Origin of the sequence: Escherichia sp. 20412-1 (assembly GCF_003027595.1) — a bacterium.
Lineage (GTDB): Bacteria > Pseudomonadota > Gammaproteobacteria > Enterobacterales > Enterobacteriaceae > Escherichia > Escherichia marmotae.
Window position 1 is genome coordinate 84965 of sequence record NZ_PYQM01000003.1, and the last position, 22481, is coordinate 107445.

Here is a 22481-nt window from a genome sequence, read left to right on the forward strand (position 1 = left end):
GGACTTTCCTATGATCACACATTTTCGCCAGGCCATAGAAGAAACGCTGCCCTGGCTTTCCTCTTTTGGCGCAGACCCAACGGGTGGAATGACCCGTTTACTTTATTCGCCGGAATGGCTGGAAACCCAGCAACAATTCAAAAAAAGAATGGCCGTCAGCGGGCTGGAAACACATTTCGACAAAGTGGGGAATTTATACGGCCGCCTGAGCGGCACCGAATACCCACAGGAAGTGGTTCTGAGCGGTTCGCATATCGATACCGTTGTTAACGGCGGTAACCTTGACGGGCAATTCGGCGCACTGGCGGCGTGGCTGGCAATTGACTGGCTGAAAACGCAATACGGCGCGCCGCTGCGTACAGTCGAAGTGGTGGCGATGGCAGAAGAAGAAGGCAGCCGCTTCCCATATGTCTTCTGGGGCAGTAAAAACATTTTCGGTCTGGCGAATCCTGACGATGTGCGGAATATCTGTGATGCCAAAGGCAACAGCTTCCTTGATGCGATGCTCGCCTGCGGATTTGTCCTGCCGAACGCGCCGCTACCACCACGCGAGGACATCAAAGCCTTTGTCGAACTGCATATTGAACAAGGCTGTGTGCTGGAAAGTAATGGTCAATCAATTGGCATCGTGAATGCAATTGTCGGGCAACGTCGCTACACGATGACGCTGAACGGCGAATCAAACCATGCAGGCACCACGCCGATGGGCTATCGTCGTGATACGGTCTACGCGTTCAGTCGCATTTGCAATCAAGCGGTTGAAAAAGCGAAAAAGATGGGCGATCCGCTGGTGCTCACCTTTGGCAAGGTGGAGCCGCGCCCGAATACAGTGAATGTGGTGCCGGGGAAAACCACTTTCACTATTGATTGTCGCCATACTGACGCCGCCGTGTTGCGTGATTTCACCCAACGGTTAGAAAACGACATGCGGGCGATTTGCGATGAAATGGATATCGGTATTGATATCGATTTATGGATGGATGAAGAACCCGTGCCAATGAACAAAGAACTGGTCGCCACCCTGACGGAGCTGTGCAAGAAGGAAGCCCTGAACTATCGGGTAATGCACAGCGGTGCCGGACACGACGCGCAAATTTTCGCGCCTCGCGTGCCGACCTGCATGATTTTCATTCCCAGCATTAACGGGATCAGCCATAACCCGGCGGAACGCACCAATATTAACGACCTTGCCGAAGGGGTCAAAACGTTGGCACTCATGCTTTATCAACTTGCCTGGCAGAAATAAGGAGTCATAAATGGGATATTTAAATAACGTCACGGGTTACCGCGATGATTTACTGGCTAACCGCGCGATTGTGAAACACGGTAATTTCGCACTGTTAACCCCAGACGGCCTGGTGAAAAATATTATTCCGGGCTTTGAAAATTGTGACTCGACGATCCTGTCTACACCAAAGCTGGGCGCTACGTTTGTCGATTATCTGGTCACGCTGCATCAAAACGGCGGTAATCAGCAGGGTTTCGGCGGCGATGGGATAGAAACTTTCCTGTATGTGATTTCTGGAAATATCACTGCCGAAGCTGAAGGGAAAAAATTTGACTTAAGCGAAGGTGGGTATCTGTATTGCCCGCCAGGTTCCTTAATGACGTTTGTTAATTCCCAGACCGAAGACAGCCAAATCTTCTTATATAAGCGCCGTTATATTCCGGTAGAAGGCCATGCGCCGTGGCTGGTTTCTGGCAATGCAAATGAACTGGAACGTATTCACTATGAAGGTATGGACGATGTGATCCTGCTGGACTTCCTGCCAAAAGAGTTAGGCTTTGATATGAACATGCATATCCTCTCTTTTGCGCCAGGTGCCAGCCACGGTTATATCGAAACCCACGTTCAGGAACACGGTGCCTATATTCTTTCCGGTCAGGGGGTTTATAACCTCGACAATAACTGGATCCCAGTGAAAAAAGGCGATTACATCTTTATGGGCGCATATTCCTTGCAAGCCGGTTATAGCGTAGGGCGCGGTGAAGCGTTTAGTTATATTTATTCGAAAGATTGCAACCGCGACGTTGAGATTTAATTAATACCACTCTCGCTGAGATTTTTATTTTAGCTATGTTGGATTTCGCCACGGTTTATACCGTGGCTTTTTTTTCGCAACATTACCTGATGCGCTTCACTTATCAGGCCTACATGATAATTTTCGCGATTTCCAGGACGGAACCGGCATACACAACACGCACGTTGTCAGTAATCTGAACGGATGCGATATGAACCGCATCCACTTTATTAAGGTAAGAATCAGAGTTTAATTCCCTGACCTATTTTAATGGCACAGGCAATATTCCGCGCGCTGTTAAAGAGATTGGTTTCACCACTGGCAAGCACTTCGGCTAAAGGTGCCAGCCGCGGCAGTATACTGAAAACAGCGTCGATACCATATTGATGCACCACTTCCACGCCATCACCCAATACGCCAGCAATCCCAATCACCGGGACATTTAATTTCTTCGCCACTGACGCCACACCCAGCGGCGCTTTACCGCCTGCCGTTTGTGAGTCAATGCGCCCCTCACCGGTGATCACCAGCGCCGCACCTTGCACCGCCTGCGCAAGATTGACCGCATTTAACACAATATCAATACCCGGTTTGATATCCGCATTGAGAAACACTGCCGCCGCAATGCCCATTCCGCCCGCTGCGCCGCCACCTGCCATCTGGCAGACGTTAATTTCAGTTTGCTGTTGTAAAACACGGGCGTAATTTTGCAGCCCCTGCTCCAGCTCTTCGACCATTTCCGGCGTTGCCCCCTTTTGTGGGCCAAACACCGTAGCCGCACCGCGTGCCCCTACCAGCGGGTTATCGACATCGCACGCGACTTCGATATGGCAGCTCACCAGACGCGGATCGCGCTCCTCTATCTCAATGCTTGCCACACGGGCTAAATTACCGCCATTTGCCGCCAGCACCAGACCATCAGCATCGAGAAAACGCACACCGAGTGCCTGCGCCATGCCCATGCCGCCGTCTACCGTCGCGCTGCCGCCAATGCCGAGAATAATATGACGAATGCTGTTATCAAGCGCATGGCGAATTAACTCACCGGTGCCATAACTTGACGCCAGTAGCGGATTACGCTTTTCAGGTGCGACCAGCATCAGGCCACTTGCCGCCGCCATCTCGATCACCGCCGTTTTCCCATCCCCAGTAATGCCATAAAAAGCATTCACTTTTTCGCCCATCGGTCCACAGACTTCATGCGTCACGATTTTGCCGCCCGTCGCAGCAACCATCGCATCAACCGTCCCCTCTCCACCATCCGCTATCGGCAAACAGATATAGTGCGCATCGGGAAAGAGGGTCGAAAATCCAGCTTTAATTGCCTGACAACATTTTTCTGCACTTAAGCTCTCTTTAAAAGAGTCTGGCGCAATGACAATTTTCATTATTAATCCTTTTTCAACAAATTATTCGATGCGTTCCCACGGAATTAGATTATCCATAAGAACAGCCAGTAAAATTCCGACCAGTAGGCCGTTACTGAGTAGAGGACGAAGCGTTAATGGAAGATCTTGCAGATACACAGGCGGTAATGCCATTAAAAATATGCCGATAAATAACGGCAATGCGAGGCGATAAATATTGCGAGCGGTAAAAGTTATTTGCTGGCTAAATACCAGAGCAGAAAAGAGCAGCGGTAGATAAGAAACCAGCATAACCGCGCTACTCACCGGTAATGGAATACTACAGAACAGTCGTGTAAGTGCAGGAATCAGCGCCACCAGCAAACAAATAACGCTGCCATAAATAAACGAGCGTCGCGAGTAATCGCCGGTCTGGGTTAATAAACCAATTGATGAAACAAACGGCGAGAATGGAATTACCGACAACGGTACGGTTATCAAGGTCATAAATCCGGTCACCACAAAGCTGCGACGATAACGCGCATTCCCCGCGCCCTGTTGCGGATAAAAAACATCTGTACCGCGAATCGCACCGTAGGTATTACTGATATTAACCAGACCGGTAATCACCGCCGTCAGAATAATTCCCGGTGACAACGTGCCACCACTGCCGAGCGGGAACCACTGCCAGTGCAACTCACCGGAAAGCGAATGCGAGGACGAAAAGCAAAAATGCCATAACAACCACCCGGTTATCGTGCCGACCAGCAAGCCGTAACGGGCAAAACGTTGCGGCAGAAAGATAATCATCGCCAGCACCAGGCACATTACCGCCACCGAGAGCGCGAACGGCGGTAACTGAATTTTAAAATCAGGATCGGCTATGCCAAACGGCAGCCCGAGCATACCTTTAAAAAAGATGCTGGTCAGTTGTGCGCCAAGCATCAGCATAAACAGCACCATCACCGTCGGGGTAAATAACCGCGCCAGGCGATGACCTAAGCCACTAACACCAATCATTATTGTCAGTACGCCGGAGAGCGCAATTCCCACCGCCAGACTGGTGGCGATATCGTTGATCGGTGTACCGCGCGACGCTTCTCCGAGGGTGATGGTGAGGATGGTTCCCCACCACAGGCCCCCCGGCCCTTCCATAATTGCGCGACGATGACCGCAGAATGCCTGAGCAAAACAGGCCAGCGCGGTAGAGAGAAAAGCATATTGGGTGAGCGTAAGCAGGCTACTTTGCGGCAACTGAAAAGCCGAAAGCAACGTAGGAGGAACCACAACGGTGTTGCAAAAAATAAAGAAAAACCACTGAAACCCTGATAACAGGCTTTCGCGGCTGACTACAAAATTGAACATAAACACACCTTAACCGGAGAATGCCCGCACGCGGCGGGCATTGCAGGGGCCAGATTACTGCTGATGTTTAAGGATAAATTGACCTTTAGGCGCAACAGGGAAGCCCTGTTCGATGTCGTAAATCACATCACCACGTAAGATAGTTTTCGTGATACGCGCGCCAATGGTACGGCCAACATACGGGCTGACTTTGTGGCGATATTCCAAATCGTCATTGGTAAGAACATAGCTGCTATTCGGCTGAATGAAGACGAAGTCGGCATCTTTTCCTGGGGCGATACGACCTTTTTGCTGCAAACCGAAAATATCCGCCGCATTGGTGGCCATTAATTTGCCGAACATGGCCAGAGACATACCACGTTTCTGTACCGCTTCATCGAACATCACGTCCATGCAGCTTTGCAGACCAGCGATACCGCCCCATGCTTTCATGATGTTACCGGCTTTCATTTCAGGAGGGCATGGAGAGTGGTCAGAAACCAGGCAGTCGATTTCACCGTTGAACAGTTTTTCCCACATGCCGTTCTGGTTTTCCAAATCGCGGATCGGCGGTGAACACTTCGCCAGAGTGCCTATTTCTTCAAACTGATCGGTATCCAGCACAAAGTAATGCGGGCAGGATTCACAGGTAACGTCCTGACCTTCCTGACGCGCACGAGTCACTTCTTCAACACCTTCCGGGCTGCTGATGTGGCAAACGTGCAGACGGCAACCGGCAACTTTTGCCAGATACAGTACGCGGCGAATCGCTTCCACTTCCGTAAATACCGGGCGCGAAGCGACATAGTCATGCGCGGTTACGCGGCCTTCACGCTTCGCTTCTTCGCCCAGTTCGTCACAGATCAGCGCGTTTTCGCAGTGCACCAGCACCGGCTGACCCAGCTCGCCCAGCTTCTGCGCGCCTTTGAAGAACTGCCAGTCATTGACGTCACGGAAGTCATTGTCGATACCGCGATCGCCACAGGTTGCGACGAAGCATTTGAAGCCGACAACGCCCACTTCATCCAGCTCATGCAGACGGTCGATGTTGTAAGACACCAGGCCACCGAGTTGTGCCGCATCGATAGTCAGCTTGCCTTTAGCGGCATCAAACTTCAGTTCAATAGAAGCGCGGTCAACGGTAGCTGGCAACTGGTTGAGCGGCATTTCGATCATGGTGGTAATACCGCCTTTTGCCGCTGCGCGAGTGCCGGTTTCATAACCTTCCCAGTGGCTGCGACCTGGCTCAGAAATATGGGTGTGCGCATCAACCATGCCCGGAGAGACCACCAGACCAGACGCATCCATAATTTCTTTTGCATCGCCCAGCTCCTGACCGATAGCGGCAATTTTTCCGCCTTTAACGGCGATATCTACAACGCGAGCTTCATTTTCTAAAATGACAGTGCCGTTTTTAATAATGAAATCAAAAGACATAACAAACTCCTTGTAAAATACAGATTGGTTTTTTAACTCAATGTTCAATATCGGGATTAATTAACCTGTGACTTTTTGTTCTCCTGTTTTTTCTATTGCTGTGCGTTTTTTTAATAAAGCGTAAGCCGCAAAGGCGACGATAACGCCGACAAACCATGAAATTCGAGATAATGGTTCCATGAGCGGAATAAATTTACCGCCGAGAGATAAAATAACCGCCACCAGAGTTACTGAGAACGCGGTAAGGTTAAAGCCGTTATCGTAGTATTTAAAATCACCGGATGCGGTATACAATTCATCAAGATTAATTTGCCCACGCATGACCACGAAATAGTGAGCCATCATCACACCAATTACCGGCCCCAGCATTCCACCGATAATATCGAGGAACAGATAAATACTGTCCTGATTTTCCATTAATTTCCACGGGCAGATCAGCAGGCTGATAATACTGGCAATCAGTACGCCGTTTTTATAGGTCAGTTTCGTCGGTGCAATAGCAGCAATCTGATAACCGGCCGGAATAATATTACCGGTGGCGTTAGTCGAAATGGTCGTCATCAGAATAACCAGTACCGCAAAGAATGAGGCGAACAGGCTGTCCCAACGTTGAACAATATCCAGCACGTTCCAGGTATCAGCGCCGTAATGAATACTGGCTCCGGCAATAATACTTACCCCAGCAACCGCAAACAGAATATAGGCCACGACCAGACCCAGCGTTTGCCCCAGCGCCTGCTCACGAAACGAGTGGGCGTTTTGCGTAAAGTCAGATGCGCTTACCGCCGGTGCTGCCCAGACCGCAACCACCGCGTTTATCACCACCAGGAACAGGAAACCACTGTTTTCTGCTTTCTGTACACCACTGGGGATGTAGTCGAGGATTGGACCGATCCCAACCAACGAAATCGCCCAAATCGCCATGCCACCGAAAACGATATAGATGCACGGGTTAAGAATGGCGGTGAATTTATTTAAAACTTTGCCGCCACCGAAGCCAATTCCAACGTTAACCAGCCAAAAAAACAAGAAGGTAATCAGGCCGGGTAGAGAAAGTCCTAACAGAGTGAAATCACCACCGAGAGTTAAAAACCCCGGCCAGATTTTGCCAATCAGGATCAAGCAGGCCAGTGACCCCGCGTAGCATTGCAGGCCAAACCACATGATAGCGGCAATACCACCTCTTAATAATCCGGGAAACAGTGCGCCACGTACACCGTAAGAAGCACGCAGGATCATGGCAAATGGTACGCCGTATTTACTGCCCGCCGCACCGTTTAATACCATTACCGCTGCAATAAAAAAGGCACTAAGGATAATTGCCAGCATAATACTAAAGGTAGACAAGCCGAGAATAAAAAAGCCACCTACCATTACGTAGTTGGGAACGTTATGTACCGACCCCATCCATAAGGTAAAATAGTTAAATGTTTTCCAGGTCCGCTGGTTTTGCGTTTTCGGTAATAGATCTTCGCTATAGCCACGTTGCTGGAATAGTTTTCTCTGATGTTCCATAAATCCCTCTTAATTTCACGTATTGAATAACGCTGTTTTAATCTAGCTATGAGGAACTAATAAAATAAAAAAAATAGATTTAATACTGAAGCAACATCGTTGGCTGCTTTCTTTTTTACTGCAGGCCGAATCAATTATTTGATATCGGCCATTATTTATTGCGGGCATCGTAGCTTCATCAGCCATGATGCTCATTTATCAGGCCAGTTTATGATTCGCCATTAATTCCAGCGCCTGCACTAACGCAGAGTGATCCAACTGGCTGCCGCCGTTTGCTGCACAGGTATTAAATAATTCCTGGCAGGTCGCGGTGTTTGGCAGATTCAGCGCCAGCGCTTTCGCACTTTGTAGCGCCAGGTTGAGATCTTTCTGGTGCAGAGCGATTTTGAAGCCCGGATTAAAGGTGCGTTTAATCATACGCTCTCCGTGAACTTCCAGAATGCGCGAGGAGGCAAAGCCGCCCATCAACGCCTGACGCACACGCACAGGATCAGCACCGGCTTTCGAAGCAAACAACAGGGCTTCAGAAACCGCTTCAATATTGAGCGCCACGATAATCTGGTTCGCCACTTTGCAGGTTTGACCGTCGCCGTTACCGCCCACGAGGGTGATATTTTTACCGAGCAGTTCAAACAGCGGTTTCACGCGTTCAAATACCGCTTCGTCACCGCCAACCATAATCGACAACGTCCCTTCACGCGCGCCAATTTCACCGCCGGAAACGGGCGCATCGAGATAATCACCACCCAGTTCATTTACCTGACGAGCAAAACGTTTAGTTTCAATCGGTGAAATAGAACTCATATCAACAATGGTTTTGCCCTTCAGCGCAGCTTTAGTACAGCCATTGTCACCAAACAGAACCTCTTCAACGTGCGGCGTATCCGGCACCATAATAAAAATGATGTCGGCAGCGTCCGTTACCTGGCGCGCGGTTTCGACATTAACGGCACCGAGTGACAGTAATTCATCAGCAACCGGTCCAATGGTTGTGACATGTAATTGATGACCGGCACGCGCCAGATTAATGGCCATCGGGGTGCCCATAATGCCTAAGCCAATAAATCCCAGTTTCATAATTAACCTCTTTTAAATGTCGCCATTCCTGAATTCAGACAACACGATCCCCTGCCGATGTTGCGGCCTAAAAAAGCATTGTCTGAACAGCGTTACGTTTTAACGGTACGGTTCCATCCAGCGTAAACCGGCTTCCGTAGTGGTTTGGGGTTTATATTCACACCCAACCCAACCGTTGTAGTCAGAATTTTCAATTACCGTAAAGAGATAATCGTAATTAATTTCTCCGGTTCCTGGTTCGCCGCGATGTGGATTATCAGCGATTTGCAGATGACCAATTTTATCGGCCCATTGGGTTATGGTATTGGTTAATTCACCTTCCATCCGTTGCATATGATAAATGTCATACTGGATTTTTACATTGCAGCAGCCAACATCTTCAATCAGTTTCAGTGCCTGCTGAGTTCCGGTGAGATGAAAACCAGGAATATCGAAATGGTTGATTGGCTCAATCAATAATAAAATATCTTCTTTCATCAGCATATTCGCGGCATAACGCAGATTTTCCACAAGCGTTGCGTGAATCTGTTCACTGCTGAAGTCTGCTGGTGTTTTCCCGACCAGACAGTTAACTTTTTTATTACCCAGCGCAAGGGCATAACGAATCGCTGCTGCTACGCCATCACGAAACTCTTCTTCACGCCCTGGAATACAGGCAATACCCCGCTCGCCTGCCGCCCAGTCACCCGCCGGTAAATTATGCAGCGTATGTTCAAGTTTATTACTCGCCAGTACCTGTTTTAATTCTTCAATGTCGTAGTCATAAGGAAACATAAATTCAACACCGCGAAAACCACACTGAGCGGCTTTCTCAAAACGGCTGAGAAAATCATATTCGCCAAATAACATCGATAAATTAGCAGAGAAACGTAACATTATTTATCTCCCTTATTCATAGTGCATGAAACAGGTTTCCGTCGGCGCGTCCACTGCGTTATCCGCAATATCTTCAAATTCCATGACGTTATCCAGTTCACTGCCCATCGAAATATTAGTCACACGCTCCAGCATAATTTCCACTACCACCGGAACACGGTACTGATTCATTAAAGCTTTCGCCTGTTCAAAGGCCGGAGCAATATCTTCCGGTTTGAAGACGCGAATGGCTTTACAACCCAAACCTTCCGCCACTTTTACGTGGTCAACGCCGTAACCGTTCACATCACTGGAGTTAATATTTTCGAACGCGAGTTGTACGCAGTAATCCATATCAAATGCACGCTGCGACTGGCGAATCAGGCCGAGATAGGCGTTATTGACCAGCACATGGATGTACGGAATGTTGAACTGCGCGCCAACGGCTAACTCTTCAATCAGGAACTGGAAGTCGAAGTCACCGGAAATCGCCACCACATTACGCTCTGGATCAGCCGCACACACGCCCAGCGCCGCCGGAATGGTCCAGCCCAGCGGGCCTGCCTGACCACAGTTGATCCAGTGACGGTCTTTAAAGACATGCAGCATTTGTGCAGCGGCAATTTGCGACAGACCAATAGTGGTGACATAGCAAACATCGCGTCCAAAGGCTTTGTTCATCTCTTCATACACGCGCTGCGGTTTCACCGGCACGTTGTCGAAGTGGGTTTTGCGCAGCAGAGTGCGTTTGCGCTGCTGGCACTCTGCAACCCACTCTTTACGACAAGGCAGACGCCCGGCTTTTTGCATCTCCTGCGCCACTTCAACCAGCAGCATCAGCGCCGCTTTAGCGTCAGAGACAATACCCAGATCCGGACACAGCACGCGGCCAATTTGTGTCGGCTCAATATCGATGTGGACGATTTTGCGCCCTTCGGTGTATTTCTCTACCGAACCGGTATGACGGTTGGCAAAACGGTTACCAATACCAAACACCATGTCGGACGCCAGCAACGTTGCGTTACCGTAGCGATGCGCGGTTTGCAGCCCCACCATCCCGGCCATCAGTTCGTGATCGTCCGGAATACAGCCCCAGCCCATCAGCGTTGGGATCACCGGAACACTGGTCAGTTCAGCAAACTGTTGTAACAGCGCCGCGGCATCGGCGTTGATTACCCCGCCCCCGGCAACAATCACCGGACGTTCGGCCTGAATTAACATTTCTACCGCTTTTTCGATCTGCATACGGCTGGCAGCAGGTTTGTAGGCCGGCAGCGGTTCGTACATGTCAGGATCAAACTCGATTTCCGCAACCTGAACGTCGAACGGTAAATCCACCAGTACCGGCCCCGGACGACCAGAACGCATCAGGTGAAATGCCTGTTGCAGCACACGAGGCACCAGCGCCGCTTCACGTACAGTAACCGCCATTTTACTGACCGGTTTGGCGATAGCTTCGATATCCACCGCCTGGAAATCTTCTTTATGCAGACGAGCGCGCGGAGCCTGACCGGTAATGCACAAAATAGGAATGGAATCAGCAGAAGCAGAATAGAGCGCGGTGATCATATCAGTGCCCGCAGGCCCGGAAGTCCCCAAACAAACGCCGATATTCCCTGCCGTTGCGCGGGTATAGCCTTCCGCCATGTGCGACGCACCTTCTACGTGACGCGCCAGGATGTGACGAATACCGCCGTGCTTACGCATCGCTGAATAGAAAGGGTTGATTGCTGCTCCCGGAACGCCGAAGGCGGTGGTGATACCTTCTTTCTCCAGCACATACATTGCCGCGTCAACGGCTCTCATTTTTGCCATTTTATTCCTACCTCTATTAATTGGAAAAATTTTCCAACTTTCATTTTTTGTCAAAAAAACCCGCTCCGCAGAGCGGGATGCGACAGACACTATGGATGTGCTTTCAGTCCCAACGCCGTACTAATATCGCGGGCGGTGTCTCTGACCAGCTCACCCTGGCTGACAAAACGATCTTCTGTCAGTCGTGATGAAGGCCCGGAGATAGAGATAGCGGCAACAACACTACCTACATCGTCGTAAATTGCTGAAGCTATGCAATTCAGGCCTACAACATGCTCTTCTTTATCTACGGTATAGCCCAGTTCACGCGCTTGTTCCAGGTCCTTCAGCAAGGTGGGCATATCCACAAGCGTCGTTGGCGTAAACTGCTGCAAACCGGTTTGCAGGATGATGCTCATCAGCTCCTCTTCCGCCAGCGGATAAAGCAGCGCCTTGCCTGCGCCGGAAGCATGTAACGGCAGACGACTGCCCAGCGGCGCGCACATCCTGACCATCGATTTACACTCTAACTGACCAATTAAAACCGCTTCATTGCCGTTACGAATTGCGACATTGACCGTCTCGCCGGAAAGCAACATCAGGCGGCGCATAAACGGCCCGGCAACGGAGAGGACATCGCGGTTATGGATATACGCCGCGCCGACGTTAAAGACACCTAATCCTATATGCCACCAGCCTAACTGACTGTCCTGATAGACAAAATCCGCTGCCTGTAAAACCTTCAGCAAGCGAAAGGTCGTTGAGAGCGGCAAATCCAGATTGAGAGAAATATCGCTAACCGATGAACTTCCCCCACTTTTTTCCAGATATTGCAGGATCGCAATTCCCCGTTCTAACGCCTGTGCGCCCTTCTGTGCCACAGGCTCTGCCTGTCCTGGCCTGCCGCGCCGTCTAACTTCCGTCATACCTACGTTAACTCCGACCTACAAGTGAGCATAAACAATGAACAATTAGTTTATCTTATGCAAGTCGGTTCCAGGCGTCACGCAAAACAGAGTTCCTGTTCAGGAATACTTTCGACATCACAGTTGTCACTGCCGCCGCGATCGATGGTCAGAAAATCGGTAACCTGCTGCCAGGCGAAAAGCGGATGGTGCCAGACATTACGATGGTAATTCACCCCCTGCTCACCGTTGGTGATAAACGCCCGCAGCGTTGACAGATCTGGGGTTTCATCACCTGACGCCACGACCACCACAAACGCTTCCCCTTTCAACGGAATAAATGCCTGGGTGCCCAACGGATGGCGTTCGAGTTCGTGGATGGTCAGCGGCAGATTCGCCGGTTGCGCGCGGTTAATGCTGATAAGCGTCCGGTCTTGCTCAAGAATCTCAACGAGCGCCAAATCGTGATAACGCTCCACCAGTCCATTGTTTATATGGAAAAAATCCCGTTGCTGCGTTTCGATAACGTCGCCATAAGCACTGAAGGCTTCCTGACTTAACGGTAATACCTGAAGTTTCATCTTTTTGTCCTTGTAACATAATTCCGTTCAACCACCGCCGACCGGTCAGCCAGGTTTCAATAACAGGCAATCTAAAACCTTAAGAGAACAACATCAATACAAAAGTTGGAATATTTTTCCAAAACCAGATTTAGTCCACAAATCATGCAGGGTTATCATGTGAAAATACAGGTAAATCAAAGGACAAGAAAATCATGCAACTTGCTGATTTAAAATGGGATACCTGAAGATGTTTGATCCAGAAACCTTGCGAACTTTTATTGCTGTTGCTGAAACAGGAAGTTTTTCAAAAGCGGCTGAACGATTATGTAAAACCACGGCGACTATCAGTTATCGCATTAAACTTCTGGAAGAGAATACCGGGGTGGCGTTGTTTTTCCGCACGACTCGCAGCGTGACGTTGACAGCGGCAGGCGAGCATCTGCTTTGTCAGGCCAGAGACTGGCTGAGCTGGCTGGAAAGTATGCCCAGCGAGCTGCAACAGGTGAATGATGGCGTGGAACGCCAGGTGAATATCGTCATCAACAACCTGCTCTACAACCCCCAGGCCGTCGCCCAACTGCTGGCGTGGCTGAATGAACGTTATCCCTTTACCCAGTTTCACATCTCCCGACAAATCTATATGGGTGTCTGGGATTCGCTATTGTACGAAGGCTTTTCCCTGGCTATCGGCGTCACGGGGACCGAAGCACTGGCAAATACTTTTAGCCTTGATCCTTTAGGTTCGGTGCAATGGCGCTTTATTATCGCGGCGGATCATCCGCTGGCGAACGTTGAAGAGCCGCTAACAGAAGCGCAGTTACGGCGCTTTCCGGCGGTCAATATTGAAGACAGCGCCCGAACCTTAACCAAACGCGTCGCCTGGCGTTTGCCGGGACAAAAGGAAATTATTGTTCCTGATATGGAAACGAAAATCGCCGCCCATCTGGCGGGCGTTGGCATTGGTTTTTTGCCAAAATCACTTTGCCAGTCGATGATTGATAATCAACAACTGGTCAGCCGGGTCATCCCGACGATGCGCCCTCCTTCGCCATTAAGTCTGGCATGGCGCAAGTTTGGCAGCGGCAAAGCGGTGGAAGATATTGTGACCTTGTTTACCCAGCGCAGGCCGGAAATCAGCGGTTTTTTAGAAATTTTCGGCAACCCTCGTAGTTAAAAATCAAGTTTCCTTGCGCGTTGGCGCGTAAAATAGCGCGCAAGCTGATTTGAGGTTCACTTTTTACTATGCAAGAGAGATACACGGAACAGGACTATCGTGCCCTGCTGATTGCTGATACGCCCATTATTGATGTTCGTGCCCCCATCGAGTTTGAGCAAGGCGCAATGCCCGCCGCTATCAACCTGCCGTTAATGAATAACGATGAACGCGCCGCCGTTGGCACCTGCTATAAACAGCAAGGATCAGAGGCGGCGCTGGCGTTGGGGCATAAACTGGTGGCGGGTGAAATTCGTCAGCATCGCATGGACGCCTGGCGGGCAGCGTGCCTGCAAAATCCACAAGGTATTCTCTGCTGTGCCCGCGGCGGTCAACGTTCACATATTGTGCAACGCTGGCTGCATGACGCAGGGATTGATTATCCGCTGGTGGAAGGCGGTTATAAGGCACTGCGCCAGACCGCGATTCAGGCGACCATTGAACTGTCAAAAAAACCGATAGTGCTGATTGGCGGTTGTACCGGCAGCGGCAAAACGCTGTTAGTGCAACAGCAACCGAACGGTGTTGATCTGGAAGGGCTGGCGCGCCATCGTGGTTCTGCTTTTGGTCGCACGTTACAACCACAACTTAGCCAGGCGAGTTTTGAAAACCTGCTGGCCGCCGAAATGCTAAAAACCGACGCCCGTCAGGATCTGCACCTGTGGGTGCTGGAAGATGAAAGCCGGATGATTGGTTCAAATCACCTTCCGGAATGTCTGCGCGAGCGAATGACCCAGGCGGCGATTGCGGTGGTGGAAGACCCGTTTGAGATCCGTCTTGAACGCCTGAACGAAGAGTATTTCCTGCGTATGCATCATGATTTTACCCATGCATATGGTGAAGAACAGGGCTGGCAAGAGTATTGCGAGTACCTGCATCATGGGCTTTCAGCAATTAAGCGTCGGCTGGGATTACAGCGCTATAACGAACTGGCGGCACGGCTGGATGCGGCGCTGACAACGCAACTCGCAACCGGCAGCACCGACGGTCATATGGCCTGGCTGGTGCCGCTGCTTGAAGAGTATTACGACCCGATGTATCGCTATCAGCTTGAGAAAAAAGCGGAAAAAGTTGTCTTTCGCGGTGAGTGGGCGGAAGTGATGGAGTGGGTGAAGGCGCAGTGATGGGCGGCATTCTGTGCGCGTTGTTCATGCCGGATGCGGCGTAAACGCCTTATCCGGCCTACATTTTGCCCGTAGACCGTAGGCCTGATAAGACGCGCAAAGCGTCGCATCGGGCATCAGCGCACGGCTACCGGATGCGCCACAAGTGCCTCACCCGGCCTACATTTTGCCCGTAGACCGTAGGGCTGATAAGACGCGCAAAGCGTCGCATCAGGCAATCTAACGCCTCTCATCACCCCGTAAACTGCCTGAACAGTGCCTTCCCCTTAACCAGTCGCGCACCCAGCCAGCCGCCGCACAGGGAAAGAAGCAACGCACCGCTGCACGGCAGCACAATCCACAATCGCCAGTCTGGCTCCCACGGGAAATCAAACACTTTCGCCTGCAACACCGCCAGCGCCGTTTCCGCGCCGATTGCGGCTACCAGGCCGGAAACAAACCCGAGCATGGCAAACTCACACCACAATGTTGTGCGCAGCAGCTTTTTGCCCGCGCCGAGTGTGCGCCACACCACCAATTCCTGATGCCGCTGACGCATTCCCACCTGCACCTGTGCCAGCAACAGCAACATACCGCAGGCAGTGACCAGCACCACCATCACTTCCAGCGCCCGACTTACCTGCTCCAGCACCTGGCCGACCTGTTTTAAGATCGCACCAATGTCCAACAGGCTAATGGTCGGGAACTGGCGGTTGAGTTGCGTCAACATGCCGTTGCCGTTCTCCCAACGGAAACTGGTGAGCCAGCTCTGCGGTTGCCCGTCCAGTGCCCCTTCAGGGAAAATAAAATAGAAATTCGGACGCAGACTTTCCCAGTCCACTTTGCGCAGGCTGGTGACTTTGGCGCGAAACTCCTGGGTGTCACCCATAAAGGTGACGGTATCGCCCAGACCAACGTTCAGGCGTTTTGCCAGCCCCTCTTCCATCGACACTTCATCGGCTTTTGGCGGCCAGCTACCGGCGACAATCGGGTTATGATCCGGCCGCGTATTTTGCCAGGTGAGATTCAGCTCGCGATTAAGCGCTTCATCCTCATTGCCTTCTGTCGCTTTGCCATTGATTGCCGTCAGCCGCGCCCGCACCACCGGATAAAACGATTCCGGGACTATCTGATATTCCGCGAGGAACGCTTTTAGCGGCGTTACCTGTTCCGTGGCGATGTTGATTAAAAAGTAGTTCGGGCTTTCTGGCGGCAACTGCTGCTGCCAGCGGTCAAGCAGATCGCCACGCAACACCAGCAGCAGTGCCAGCAGCATAAAGGAGAGCGAAAATGCCGAAAGCTGGCTTAACGTTGACCACGGCTGACGTAACAGGCGGCTAACCGCCAGGCGCAGAGGCAGCGATTTCAGCGTCATACTGCGTAATACATTGAGCAGCATCCAGCCCAGCACACCGCACAGCAAAGCCAGCACTATCGCGCCCGCCAGCACCGCCCACAGCAGCATACTGCCACCCATTAATCCGGCGAGCAGCAGCACAACCACCACACTGACAATCGGCAGATAAAACTTCAGCGGCCAGACGTTGGCGACCACATCATTACGTAATACGCGTAAAGGCTGCGTTGCCAGCAACAGTCGGTACGGTCGCAGCCCCACCAGCAACGAGATAACCGTCATGGTGCCGAGCGCCCACAACCACGGCCAGAAGCTGGCAGGCGGCAGCGCGGCGGGCAGAACAGGCTTGAGCAAAACCATCAACACGCTTTCGAACAACAGGCCAATCGCTCCGCCGGTAACGGCTGAAAGTATCAGTACCATCAGCCACTGACCGACGATTAACTTACGCAGTTGCGCCCGCCCAGCCCCCAGCGTTTTGAGGATCGCCACCAGATCGTAGCGGCTGCGGCAATAATGATTCATCGCCACCGCGACCGCCGCCACCGCCAGCAGCAAGGTCAGCAACGCCGAAAGCAGCAGGAACTGTTGCGAGCGTTCCATCGAACGCCCCAGCGCACCTTCGTCTTGTTCCAGACCGTACCAGCGTTGTTCGGGTTTAAGCTGTGGTAACAACCATTTCTCATAGCCGTCAAGCTGGTTCTCGTTGCCGCCGAATTTATAACGCCAGGTGACCCGACTTCCCGGCTGTATGGCTCCTGTTTTATCGACATCTGCCAGATTCATCATCAGGCGTGGGGCTATCTGGAAGGGATTAAAACCGGAATCCGGCTCCTGAATCACTTCTCCGGCAATGCGCAACGTGGCATCGCCCACGTCGATGGTATCGCCCGTTTTCAAATTCAGGAGCGCCATCAGCCGTGGAGCCAGCAATACGCTGCCCGGTTGCGGTTTTAGTCCAGAAGGATTGGTCTGTAGCTCGCCATACATCGGGTAGATATCATCAACCGCTTTGACGTTCGCCAGTTGCGGCGTGTCGCCCGCAAAGGTCATGGTGGCAAAGGTAAGCTGCTTGCCGACTTTCAGGCCGCGCTTTTGCGCCTCTTCCAGCCACGCTGGCGGTACTTCGCGCGAACTGCGCAACGCCCGATCGCCCGCCATAAACTCACGGCTTTGCTGGCTTAAACCTTTCTCCATCCGATCGCTGATATTGCCCAACGCCAGCACGCAGGCCACCGCCAGGCTTAACGCCAGCCAGACAATCAACAGCGACGGCGAGCGCCATTCGCGCCAGAACCAACGTGCAATCATGCTTCCTCCTGCAACTGTCCGTTCACCAGCCGTAAGCAGCGGTCGCAGCGTGCCGCCAGTTGCAGGTCGTGGGTCACCATAATCAGGGTGGTGCCATGCTCACGGTTGAGGGAAAACAGCAGGTCGGCAATTTTATCGCCCGTCTGGCGGTCAAGGTTGCCGGTGGGTTCATCGGCAAACAGCACATCAGGCCGACCGTTAAAAGCTCGCGCCAGCGCCACTCGTTGCTGTTCTCCACCGGAAAGCTGTGCCGGAAGATGATCAAGACGTTTACCCAGCCCCAACTGTTCGAGCAACGCTTTCGCACCGTTACGACTTTCCGCGCTACTCTCACCGCGCAGCAGCGCCGGAAGTTCGACATTTTCCAGTGCATTAAGGGTAGGAATTAACATAAATGACTGAAAAACAAAGCCGACATGCTTCGCGCGTAACGTTGCCCGCGCTTCTTCATCCATAGTATGTAGCGGTTGCCCCACCAGATTCACTTCACCACTACTACCGTCATCCAGCCCGGCGAGGATCGCCAGTAAGGTTGACTTACCCGACCCTGACTCGCCCACCAGCGCGATGGTTTCGCCGCGTTTGACAACCAGCTCAACTCCGGTGAGGATGGAGAGTTCATGCTCCCCCTGACCGACGGACTTCTTAAGATGATGAACTTCAACAATGTTTTCCGCTGGCATTTGCCCTTCCTGTTCCTGGTCCTGTTAACTTTCCGTGCCGCCGCAGCGGACACGTTATTAATTCTGGGTGATAGCCTGAGCGCCGGGTATCGAATGTCTGCCAGCGCGGCCTGGCCTGCCTTGTTGAATGATAAGTGGCAGAGTAAAACGTCGGTAGTCAACGCCAGCATCAGCGGCGACACCTCGCAACAAGGGCTGGCGCGCCTTCCGGCTCTGCTGAAACAGCATCAGCCGCGCTGGGTGCTGGTTGAACTGGGCGGCAATGACGGTTTGCGTGGTTTTCAGCCGCAGCAAACGGAGCAGACGCTGCGCCAGATTTTGCAGGATGTCAAAACCGCCAACGCTGAACCATTGTTAATGCAAATACGTCTGCCTGCAAACTATGGTCGCCGTTATAATGAAGCCTTTAGCGCCATTTATCCCAAACTCGCCAAAGAGTTCGATGTCCCGCTGCTGCCCTTTTTTATGGAAGAGGTCTACCTCAAACCACAATGGATGCAGGATGACGGTATTCATCCCAACCGCGACGCCCAGCCGTTTATTGCCGACTGGATGGCGAAGCAGTTGCAGCCTTTAGTAAATCATGACTCATAACGCAACGGAGATCCTGACAGGTAAAGTTATGCAAAAATCGGTCTTAATTACCGGATGTTCCAGTGGAATTGGCCTGGAAAGCGCGCTCGAATTAAAACGCCAGGGTTTTCATGTACTGGCAGGTTGCCGGAAACCGGATGATGTTGAGCGCATGAACAATATGGGATTAACCGGCGTGTTGATCGATCTGGATTCACCGGAAAGTGTTGATCGCGCAGCCGACGAAGTGATCGCCCTGACCGATAATTGTCTGTATGGGATCTTTAACAATGCCGGATTCGGCGTGTATGGCCCCCTTTCCACCATCAGCCGCACGCAGATGGAACAGCAGTTTTCCGCCAACTTTTTCGGCGCACATCAGCTCACCATGCGTCTGTTACCCGCCATGTTGCCGCATGGAGAAGGGCGTATTGTCATGACCTCATCGGTGATGGGATTAATCTCCACGCCGGGTCGCGGCGCTTATGCGGCCAGCAAATATGCGCTGGAGGCGTGGTCAGACGCGCTGCGCATGGAACTGCGCCACAGCGGAATCAAGGTCAGCCTGATTGAGCCAGGCCCTATTCGTACTCGTTTCACCGACAACGTCAACCAGACGCAAAGCGATCAACCGGTCGAAAACCCCGGCATTGCCGCCCGTTTTACATTGGGGCCGGAAGCAGTTGTGGCTAAAGTGCGCCATGCTTTTATCAGCGAGAAGCCCAAAATGCGCTATCCGGTGACGCTGGTTACCTGGGCGGTAATGGTGCTTAAACGCCTGCTGCCGGGGCGCGTGATGGACAAAATATTGCAGGGGTGAGTTGAAGCGCGCGCTTAAGCCCCCATGTCAAAGAAAATATCGACAACAGAGAGTGACTCCATGTCCGTACAAAATATTGTCAACATTAACGAATCTAACCTGCAACAGGTTCTTGAACAGTCGATGACCACGCCGGTACTGTTCTATTTTTGGTCTGAACGTAGCCAGCACTGTTTGCAGTTAACCCCGATTCTGGAAAGCCTCGCGGCGCAGTACAACGGGCAATTTATTCTGGCGAAGCTGGATTGTGACGCGGAGCAGATGATTGCTTCCCAGTTTGGTCTGCGCGCTATTCCGACCGTGTATCTGTTCCAGAACGGTCAGCCGGTAGACGGCTTCCAGGGGCCGCAGCCGGAAGAAGCGATCCGCGCCCTGCTGGATAAAGTGCTGCCGCGCGAAGAAGAACTGAAAGCGCAGCAGGCGATGCAACTGATGCAGGAAGGAAATTACACCGACGCACTGCCGCTGCTGAAAGACGCCTGGCAGTTGTCGAATCAGAACGGGGAAATCGGTCTGCTACTGGCAGAAACGCTGATTGCACTGAACCGTTCAGAAGATGCAGAAGCGGTGCTGAAAACCATCCCGTTGCAGGATCAGGACACCCGCTACCAGGGGCTGGTGGCGCAAATCGAACTGCTGAAGCAGGCGGCTGATACGCCGGAAATTCAACAGTTGCAACAACAGGTGGCAGAGAATCCAGAAGATGCTGCACTGGCGACGCAACTGGCGCTGCAACTGCATCAGGTTGGGCGCAATGAAGAGGCGCTGGAGTTACTGTTTGGGCATCTGCGTAAAGATTTAACCGCCGCAGACGGTCAGACACGTAAGACGTTCCAGGAGATCCTCGCCGCACTGGGTACAGGTGATGCGCTGGCGTCGAAATATCGCCGTCAGTTGTATGCGTTGTTGTATTGATATTTCGTTGAGATGCGACGCTTGCCCGGATTTGTAGGCACGATAAGACGCGCCAGCGTCGCATCAGGCATCGCATTATTTATTCTTCAATTGCGCCACCACCAACTGGTGGCGCGAATTATAAAACTTACGATAAGTTAAATAGCAGGCAATAATGGTCGACAGACTGGCGGTCGAGAGCAACATAAAAGTCACCATAATCTGATATTTAATCGCCTTCACCGGATCAATCCCGGCAAATATCAACCCGGACATCATTCCCGGCAAACTCACTAAGCCAACCGTTTTTGCTGAATCGACCGTCGGAATTAAAGCCGCGCGAATACTGTCGCGTATTAATATTGCAGACGCCTGCTTCGGCGTCGCACCAAGACTCAATTTTTCCTGGATTTGCTGCTGTTCGCTGATAAACCGCTGCCCGAGATTGTTATAACACAGCCCCACAGCAACCATCGCATTACCAGCAATCATCCCGGCGATAGGGATCACCTGCATCGGGATAAACTCAATCGAACCCGATAAAATCAGCACCGCCAGAGTAATTCCCGCCCCCACCGTAATGGCAATAAACGACGAAACAAAGGCTTTAGTAATATATTTGCTCCGTTTTTGCGCATTCCACGCCGCATTAAAGCAGATAAATAACACCATCAATAATGTCAGGCTGGCATCATCAACACTGAATATATATTTCAGTACATAGCCAACGATGAACAGTTGGATTATCGCCCGCCCGACACTCCAGAGAATATCTTTCTCCAGCGCCAGTTTTTCTTTATGGCTAATTAAGATTGCCACCAGCATTAATGCCAGCGCCAACGACTCGTTAGTAATATTATGCGTGTTCATAGCGTTCTTCCTGCATTTCTCCGGCATTCGGTTGCAGCATAATTACCTTATCCGCATGATTAATTTCATCTTTGTCGTGTGTCACCCACAGCACAGCAATATTTTGCTCGCGTACATAACGGTGGATCATCTCATTGACGTTACGTTTGTTGCTTTCGTCCAGCGCGCTGGTAATTTCGTCGAGTAATAATACCTTCGGCATAAATTGCAGATTGCGAATCAACGAGATGCGCTGTTTTTCACCACCGGAAAGCTCGGAGACATTTTTAGTCAGGATGGTATCCGGCAAAGCAAAGCGTTCGAAAAAATCGAGAAAAATGGCCGGATCAGGCTGCTGGTTACGGATCTGCCAGGGAAAAATCAGGTTATCGTATACTGTGTCGCCAAACAGAGTTGGCGTCTGGGCACAGTAAGAAACTTGTTGGCGGTAGATTTCCGGCTTTAGTGTGCTGACATCCTCGCCTTCAAACAGTAACGTTCCGCTGGTCGGACTGATTAATGAAGCAACTATTTTTAGCAGCGTACTTTTGCCGCAACCGGAAGGGCCGGTAATTAACTTAAATTCGCCAGCTCGCAGCGAAAAATTAATGTTATTAAGAATCTTCGTATCACCAGCCAGATATCCGACGTTGTGTAACTGAAGCAAAAGACTATTTTCCGGCATTACCCATCCCTTTTTCTGATTTTTACTAAAAACAGTTTATCCTCCACAGTAATAAGGGGGAACTCCCTTTCAGTAATCAGGTATAATTTGTTTAATCAAGCAGCAACTTTGCTCATTATGGACGGTACAACAGGAG

General features: G+C 51.4%; 20 protein-coding genes. 7 read left to right on the forward strand and 13 right to left on the reverse strand.

Annotated elements, in window-relative coordinates:
* The first annotated feature begins 10 nt into the window (after positions 1-10).
* Complete coding sequence (allC, locus tag C7B16_RS03500) at positions 11-1246, forward strand: allantoate deiminase (protein ID WP_107179368.1); 1236 nt, start codon at positions 11-13, stop codon at positions 1244-1246.
* Between the two features lie 10 nt (positions 1247-1256).
* Positions 1257-2042: a (S)-ureidoglycine aminohydrolase gene (allE, locus tag C7B16_RS03505; protein ID WP_107179369.1), complete on the forward strand. Its 786-nt coding sequence runs from the start codon at positions 1257-1259 to the stop codon at positions 2040-2042.
* 221 nt (positions 2043-2263) lie between these two features.
* Here allE and glxK read toward each other — a convergent pair whose 3' ends face one another.
* From glxK to allA, 9 genes are all read right to left on the reverse strand, one after another.
* Positions 2264-3409, reverse strand: coding sequence for a glycerate 3-kinase (gene glxK / locus C7B16_RS03510; protein WP_001515924.1), 1146 nt, complete (start codon positions 3407-3409; stop codon positions 2264-2266).
* 21 nt (positions 3410-3430) lie between these two features.
* Positions 3431-4732, reverse strand: coding sequence for a uracil/xanthine transporter (locus C7B16_RS03515; RefSeq protein ID WP_105268134.1), 1302 nt, complete (start codon positions 4730-4732; stop codon positions 3431-3433).
* Positions 4733-4786: 54 nt separating this feature from the next.
* Positions 4787-6148 (reverse strand): allantoinase AllB, encoded by a 1362-nt coding sequence (gene allB, locus C7B16_RS03520; protein ID WP_107179370.1) that lies wholly within the window; start codon positions 6146-6148, stop codon positions 4787-4789.
* Positions 6149-6208: 60 nt separating this feature from the next.
* Positions 6209-7663: an allantoin transporter gene (locus tag C7B16_RS03525; protein WP_000401079.1), complete on the reverse strand. Its 1455-nt coding sequence runs from the start codon at positions 7661-7663 to the stop codon at positions 6209-6211.
* Positions 7664-7861: 198 nt separating this feature from the next.
* Entirely contained in the window at positions 7862-8740 is an 879-nt protein-coding gene (gene glxR, locus C7B16_RS03530) for a 2-hydroxy-3-oxopropionate reductase (protein WP_016248432.1), read from the reverse strand.
* A gap of 99 nt (positions 8741-8839) precedes the next feature.
* Positions 8840-9616: a hydroxypyruvate isomerase gene (gene hyi, locus C7B16_RS03535; protein WP_107179371.1), complete on the reverse strand. Its 777-nt coding sequence runs from the start codon at positions 9614-9616 to the stop codon at positions 8840-8842.
* Positions 9617-9628: 12 nt separating this feature from the next.
* Complete coding sequence (gene gcl / locus C7B16_RS03540; RefSeq protein WP_001515920.1) at positions 9629-11410, reverse strand: glyoxylate carboligase; 1782 nt, start codon at positions 11408-11410, stop codon at positions 9629-9631.
* A gap of 89 nt (positions 11411-11499) precedes the next feature.
* Positions 11500-12315: an HTH-type transcriptional repressor AllR gene (allR, locus tag C7B16_RS03545; protein ID WP_000141275.1), complete on the reverse strand. Its 816-nt coding sequence runs from the start codon at positions 12313-12315 to the stop codon at positions 11500-11502.
* A gap of 77 nt (positions 12316-12392) precedes the next feature.
* Positions 12393-12875: an ureidoglycolate lyase gene (gene allA / locus C7B16_RS03550; protein WP_000776381.1), complete on the reverse strand. Its 483-nt coding sequence runs from the start codon at positions 12873-12875 to the stop codon at positions 12393-12395.
* Positions 12876-13104: 229 nt separating this feature from the next.
* On the opposite strand from allA, the gene allS reads away from it, so the two are divergent.
* Both allS and mnmH read left to right on the forward strand, forming a co-directional pair.
* Positions 13105-14031: an HTH-type transcriptional activator AllS gene (gene allS / locus C7B16_RS03555; RefSeq protein ID WP_107179372.1), complete on the forward strand. Its 927-nt coding sequence runs from the start codon at positions 13105-13107 to the stop codon at positions 14029-14031.
* A 68-nt stretch (positions 14032-14099) separates the two neighbouring features.
* A complete protein-coding gene (gene mnmH, locus C7B16_RS03560; RefSeq protein ID WP_001158163.1) occupies positions 14100-15194 on the forward strand; it encodes a tRNA 2-selenouridine(34) synthase MnmH in 1095 nt (364 codons plus the stop codon).
* A gap of 232 nt (positions 15195-15426) precedes the next feature.
* Here the strand turns inward: mnmH and ybbP are convergent, their stop codons facing one another.
* Together ybbP and ybbA are read right to left on the reverse strand one after the other, a co-directional pair.
* On the reverse strand, positions 15427-17841 hold the full coding sequence (ybbP, locus tag C7B16_RS03570; RefSeq protein ID WP_000561802.1) for a putative ABC transporter permease subunit YbbP: 2415 nt from the start codon (positions 17839-17841) through the stop codon (positions 15427-15429).
* Positions 17838-18524, reverse strand: coding sequence for a putative ABC transporter ATP-binding protein YbbA (ybbA, locus tag C7B16_RS03575; protein WP_001515917.1), 687 nt, complete (start codon positions 18522-18524; stop codon positions 17838-17840). Before ybbA ends, ybbP begins: the two co-directional genes overlap by 4 nt.
* Between ybbA and tesA the strand changes: the two genes are divergently transcribed.
* The 3 genes from tesA to cnoX are packed head-to-tail and all read left to right on the forward strand — an operon-like array spanning position 18495 to position 20832.
* Complete coding sequence (gene tesA, locus C7B16_RS03580) at positions 18495-19118, forward strand: multifunctional acyl-CoA thioesterase I/protease I/lysophospholipase L1 (RefSeq protein ID WP_024191847.1); 624 nt, start codon at positions 18495-18497, stop codon at positions 19116-19118. The two genes, ybbA and tesA, sit on opposite strands and share 30 nt — an antisense overlap.
* Positions 19108-19917, forward strand: coding sequence for an NADP(+)-dependent aldehyde reductase (gene ybbO / locus C7B16_RS03585; RefSeq protein ID WP_072274887.1), 810 nt, complete (start codon positions 19108-19110; stop codon positions 19915-19917). Before tesA ends, ybbO begins: the two co-directional genes overlap by 11 nt.
* 60 nt (positions 19918-19977) lie before the next feature.
* Complete coding sequence (gene cnoX / locus C7B16_RS03590) at positions 19978-20832, forward strand: chaperedoxin (protein ID WP_001515914.1); 855 nt, start codon at positions 19978-19980, stop codon at positions 20830-20832.
* 75 nt (positions 20833-20907) lie between these two features.
* Here the strand turns inward: cnoX and fetB are convergent, their stop codons facing one another.
* On the reverse strand, positions 20908-21681 hold the full coding sequence (gene fetB / locus C7B16_RS03595; RefSeq protein ID WP_107179373.1) for an iron efflux ABC transporter permease subunit FetB: 774 nt from the start codon (positions 21679-21681) through the stop codon (positions 20908-20910).
* Positions 21668-22345, reverse strand: a complete 678-nt coding sequence (fetA, locus tag C7B16_RS03600; RefSeq protein WP_001114841.1) for an iron efflux ABC transporter ATP-binding subunit FetA — start codon at positions 22343-22345, stop codon at positions 21668-21670. The genes fetB and fetA overlap by 14 nt, the downstream gene beginning before the upstream one ends.
* Between the last annotated feature and the right edge of the window lie 136 nt (positions 22346-22481).

What these genes read in the sequence shown, in the direction of transcription:
- gcl (WP_001515920.1), bottom strand. Translation starts at nt 11,410, where the DNA reads ATGGCAAAAATGAGAGCCGTTGACGCGGCAATGTATGTGCTGGAGAAA.
- allR (WP_000141275.1), bottom strand. Translation starts at nt 12,315, where the DNA reads ATGACGGAAGTTAGACGGCGCGGCAGGCCAGGACAGGCAGAGCCTGTG.
- allC (WP_107179368.1), top strand. Translation starts at nt 11, where the DNA reads ATGATCACACATTTTCGCCAGGCCATAGAAGAAACGCTGCCCTGGCTT.
- allS (WP_107179372.1), top strand. Translation starts at nt 13,105, where the DNA reads ATGTTTGATCCAGAAACCTTGCGAACTTTTATTGCTGTTGCTGAAACA.
- allB (WP_107179370.1), bottom strand. Translation starts at nt 6,148, where the DNA reads ATGTCTTTTGATTTCATTATTAAAAACGGCACTGTCATTTTAGAAAAT.
- tesA (WP_024191847.1), top strand. Translation starts at nt 18,495, where the DNA reads ATGAACTTCAACAATGTTTTCCGCTGGCATTTGCCCTTCCTGTTCCTG.
- fetA (WP_001114841.1), bottom strand. Translation starts at nt 22,345, where the DNA reads ATGCCGGAAAATAGTCTTTTGCTTCAGTTACACAACGTCGGATATCTG.
- hyi (WP_107179371.1), bottom strand. Translation starts at nt 9,616, where the DNA reads ATGTTACGTTTCTCTGCTAATTTATCGATGTTATTTGGCGAATATGAT.
- ybbP (WP_000561802.1), bottom strand. Translation starts at nt 17,841, where the DNA reads ATGATTGCACGTTGGTTCTGGCGCGAATGGCGCTCGCCGTCGCTGTTG.
- ybbA (WP_001515917.1), bottom strand. Translation starts at nt 18,524, where the DNA reads ATGCCAGCGGAAAACATTGTTGAAGTTCATCATCTTAAGAAGTCCGTC.
- allE (WP_107179369.1), top strand. Translation starts at nt 1,257, where the DNA reads ATGGGATATTTAAATAACGTCACGGGTTACCGCGATGATTTACTGGCT.
- cnoX (WP_001515914.1), top strand. Translation starts at nt 19,978, where the DNA reads ATGTCCGTACAAAATATTGTCAACATTAACGAATCTAACCTGCAACAG.
- allA (WP_000776381.1), bottom strand. Translation starts at nt 12,875, where the DNA reads ATGAAACTTCAGGTATTACCGTTAAGTCAGGAAGCCTTCAGTGCTTAT.
- ybbO (WP_072274887.1), top strand. Translation starts at nt 19,108, where the DNA reads ATGACTCATAACGCAACGGAGATCCTGACAGGTAAAGTTATGCAAAAA.
- fetB (WP_107179373.1), bottom strand. Translation starts at nt 21,681, where the DNA reads ATGAACACGCATAATATTACTAACGAGTCGTTGGCGCTGGCATTAATG.
- C7B16_RS03515 (WP_105268134.1), bottom strand. Translation starts at nt 4,732, where the DNA reads ATGTTCAATTTTGTAGTCAGCCGCGAAAGCCTGTTATCAGGGTTTCAG.
- glxR (WP_016248432.1), bottom strand. Translation starts at nt 8,740, where the DNA reads ATGAAACTGGGATTTATTGGCTTAGGCATTATGGGCACCCCGATGGCC.
- glxK (WP_001515924.1), bottom strand. Translation starts at nt 3,409, where the DNA reads ATGAAAATTGTCATTGCGCCAGACTCTTTTAAAGAGAGCTTAAGTGCA.
- mnmH (WP_001158163.1), top strand. Translation starts at nt 14,100, where the DNA reads ATGCAAGAGAGATACACGGAACAGGACTATCGTGCCCTGCTGATTGCT.
- C7B16_RS03525 (WP_000401079.1), bottom strand. Translation starts at nt 7,663, where the DNA reads ATGGAACATCAGAGAAAACTATTCCAGCAACGTGGCTATAGCGAAGAT.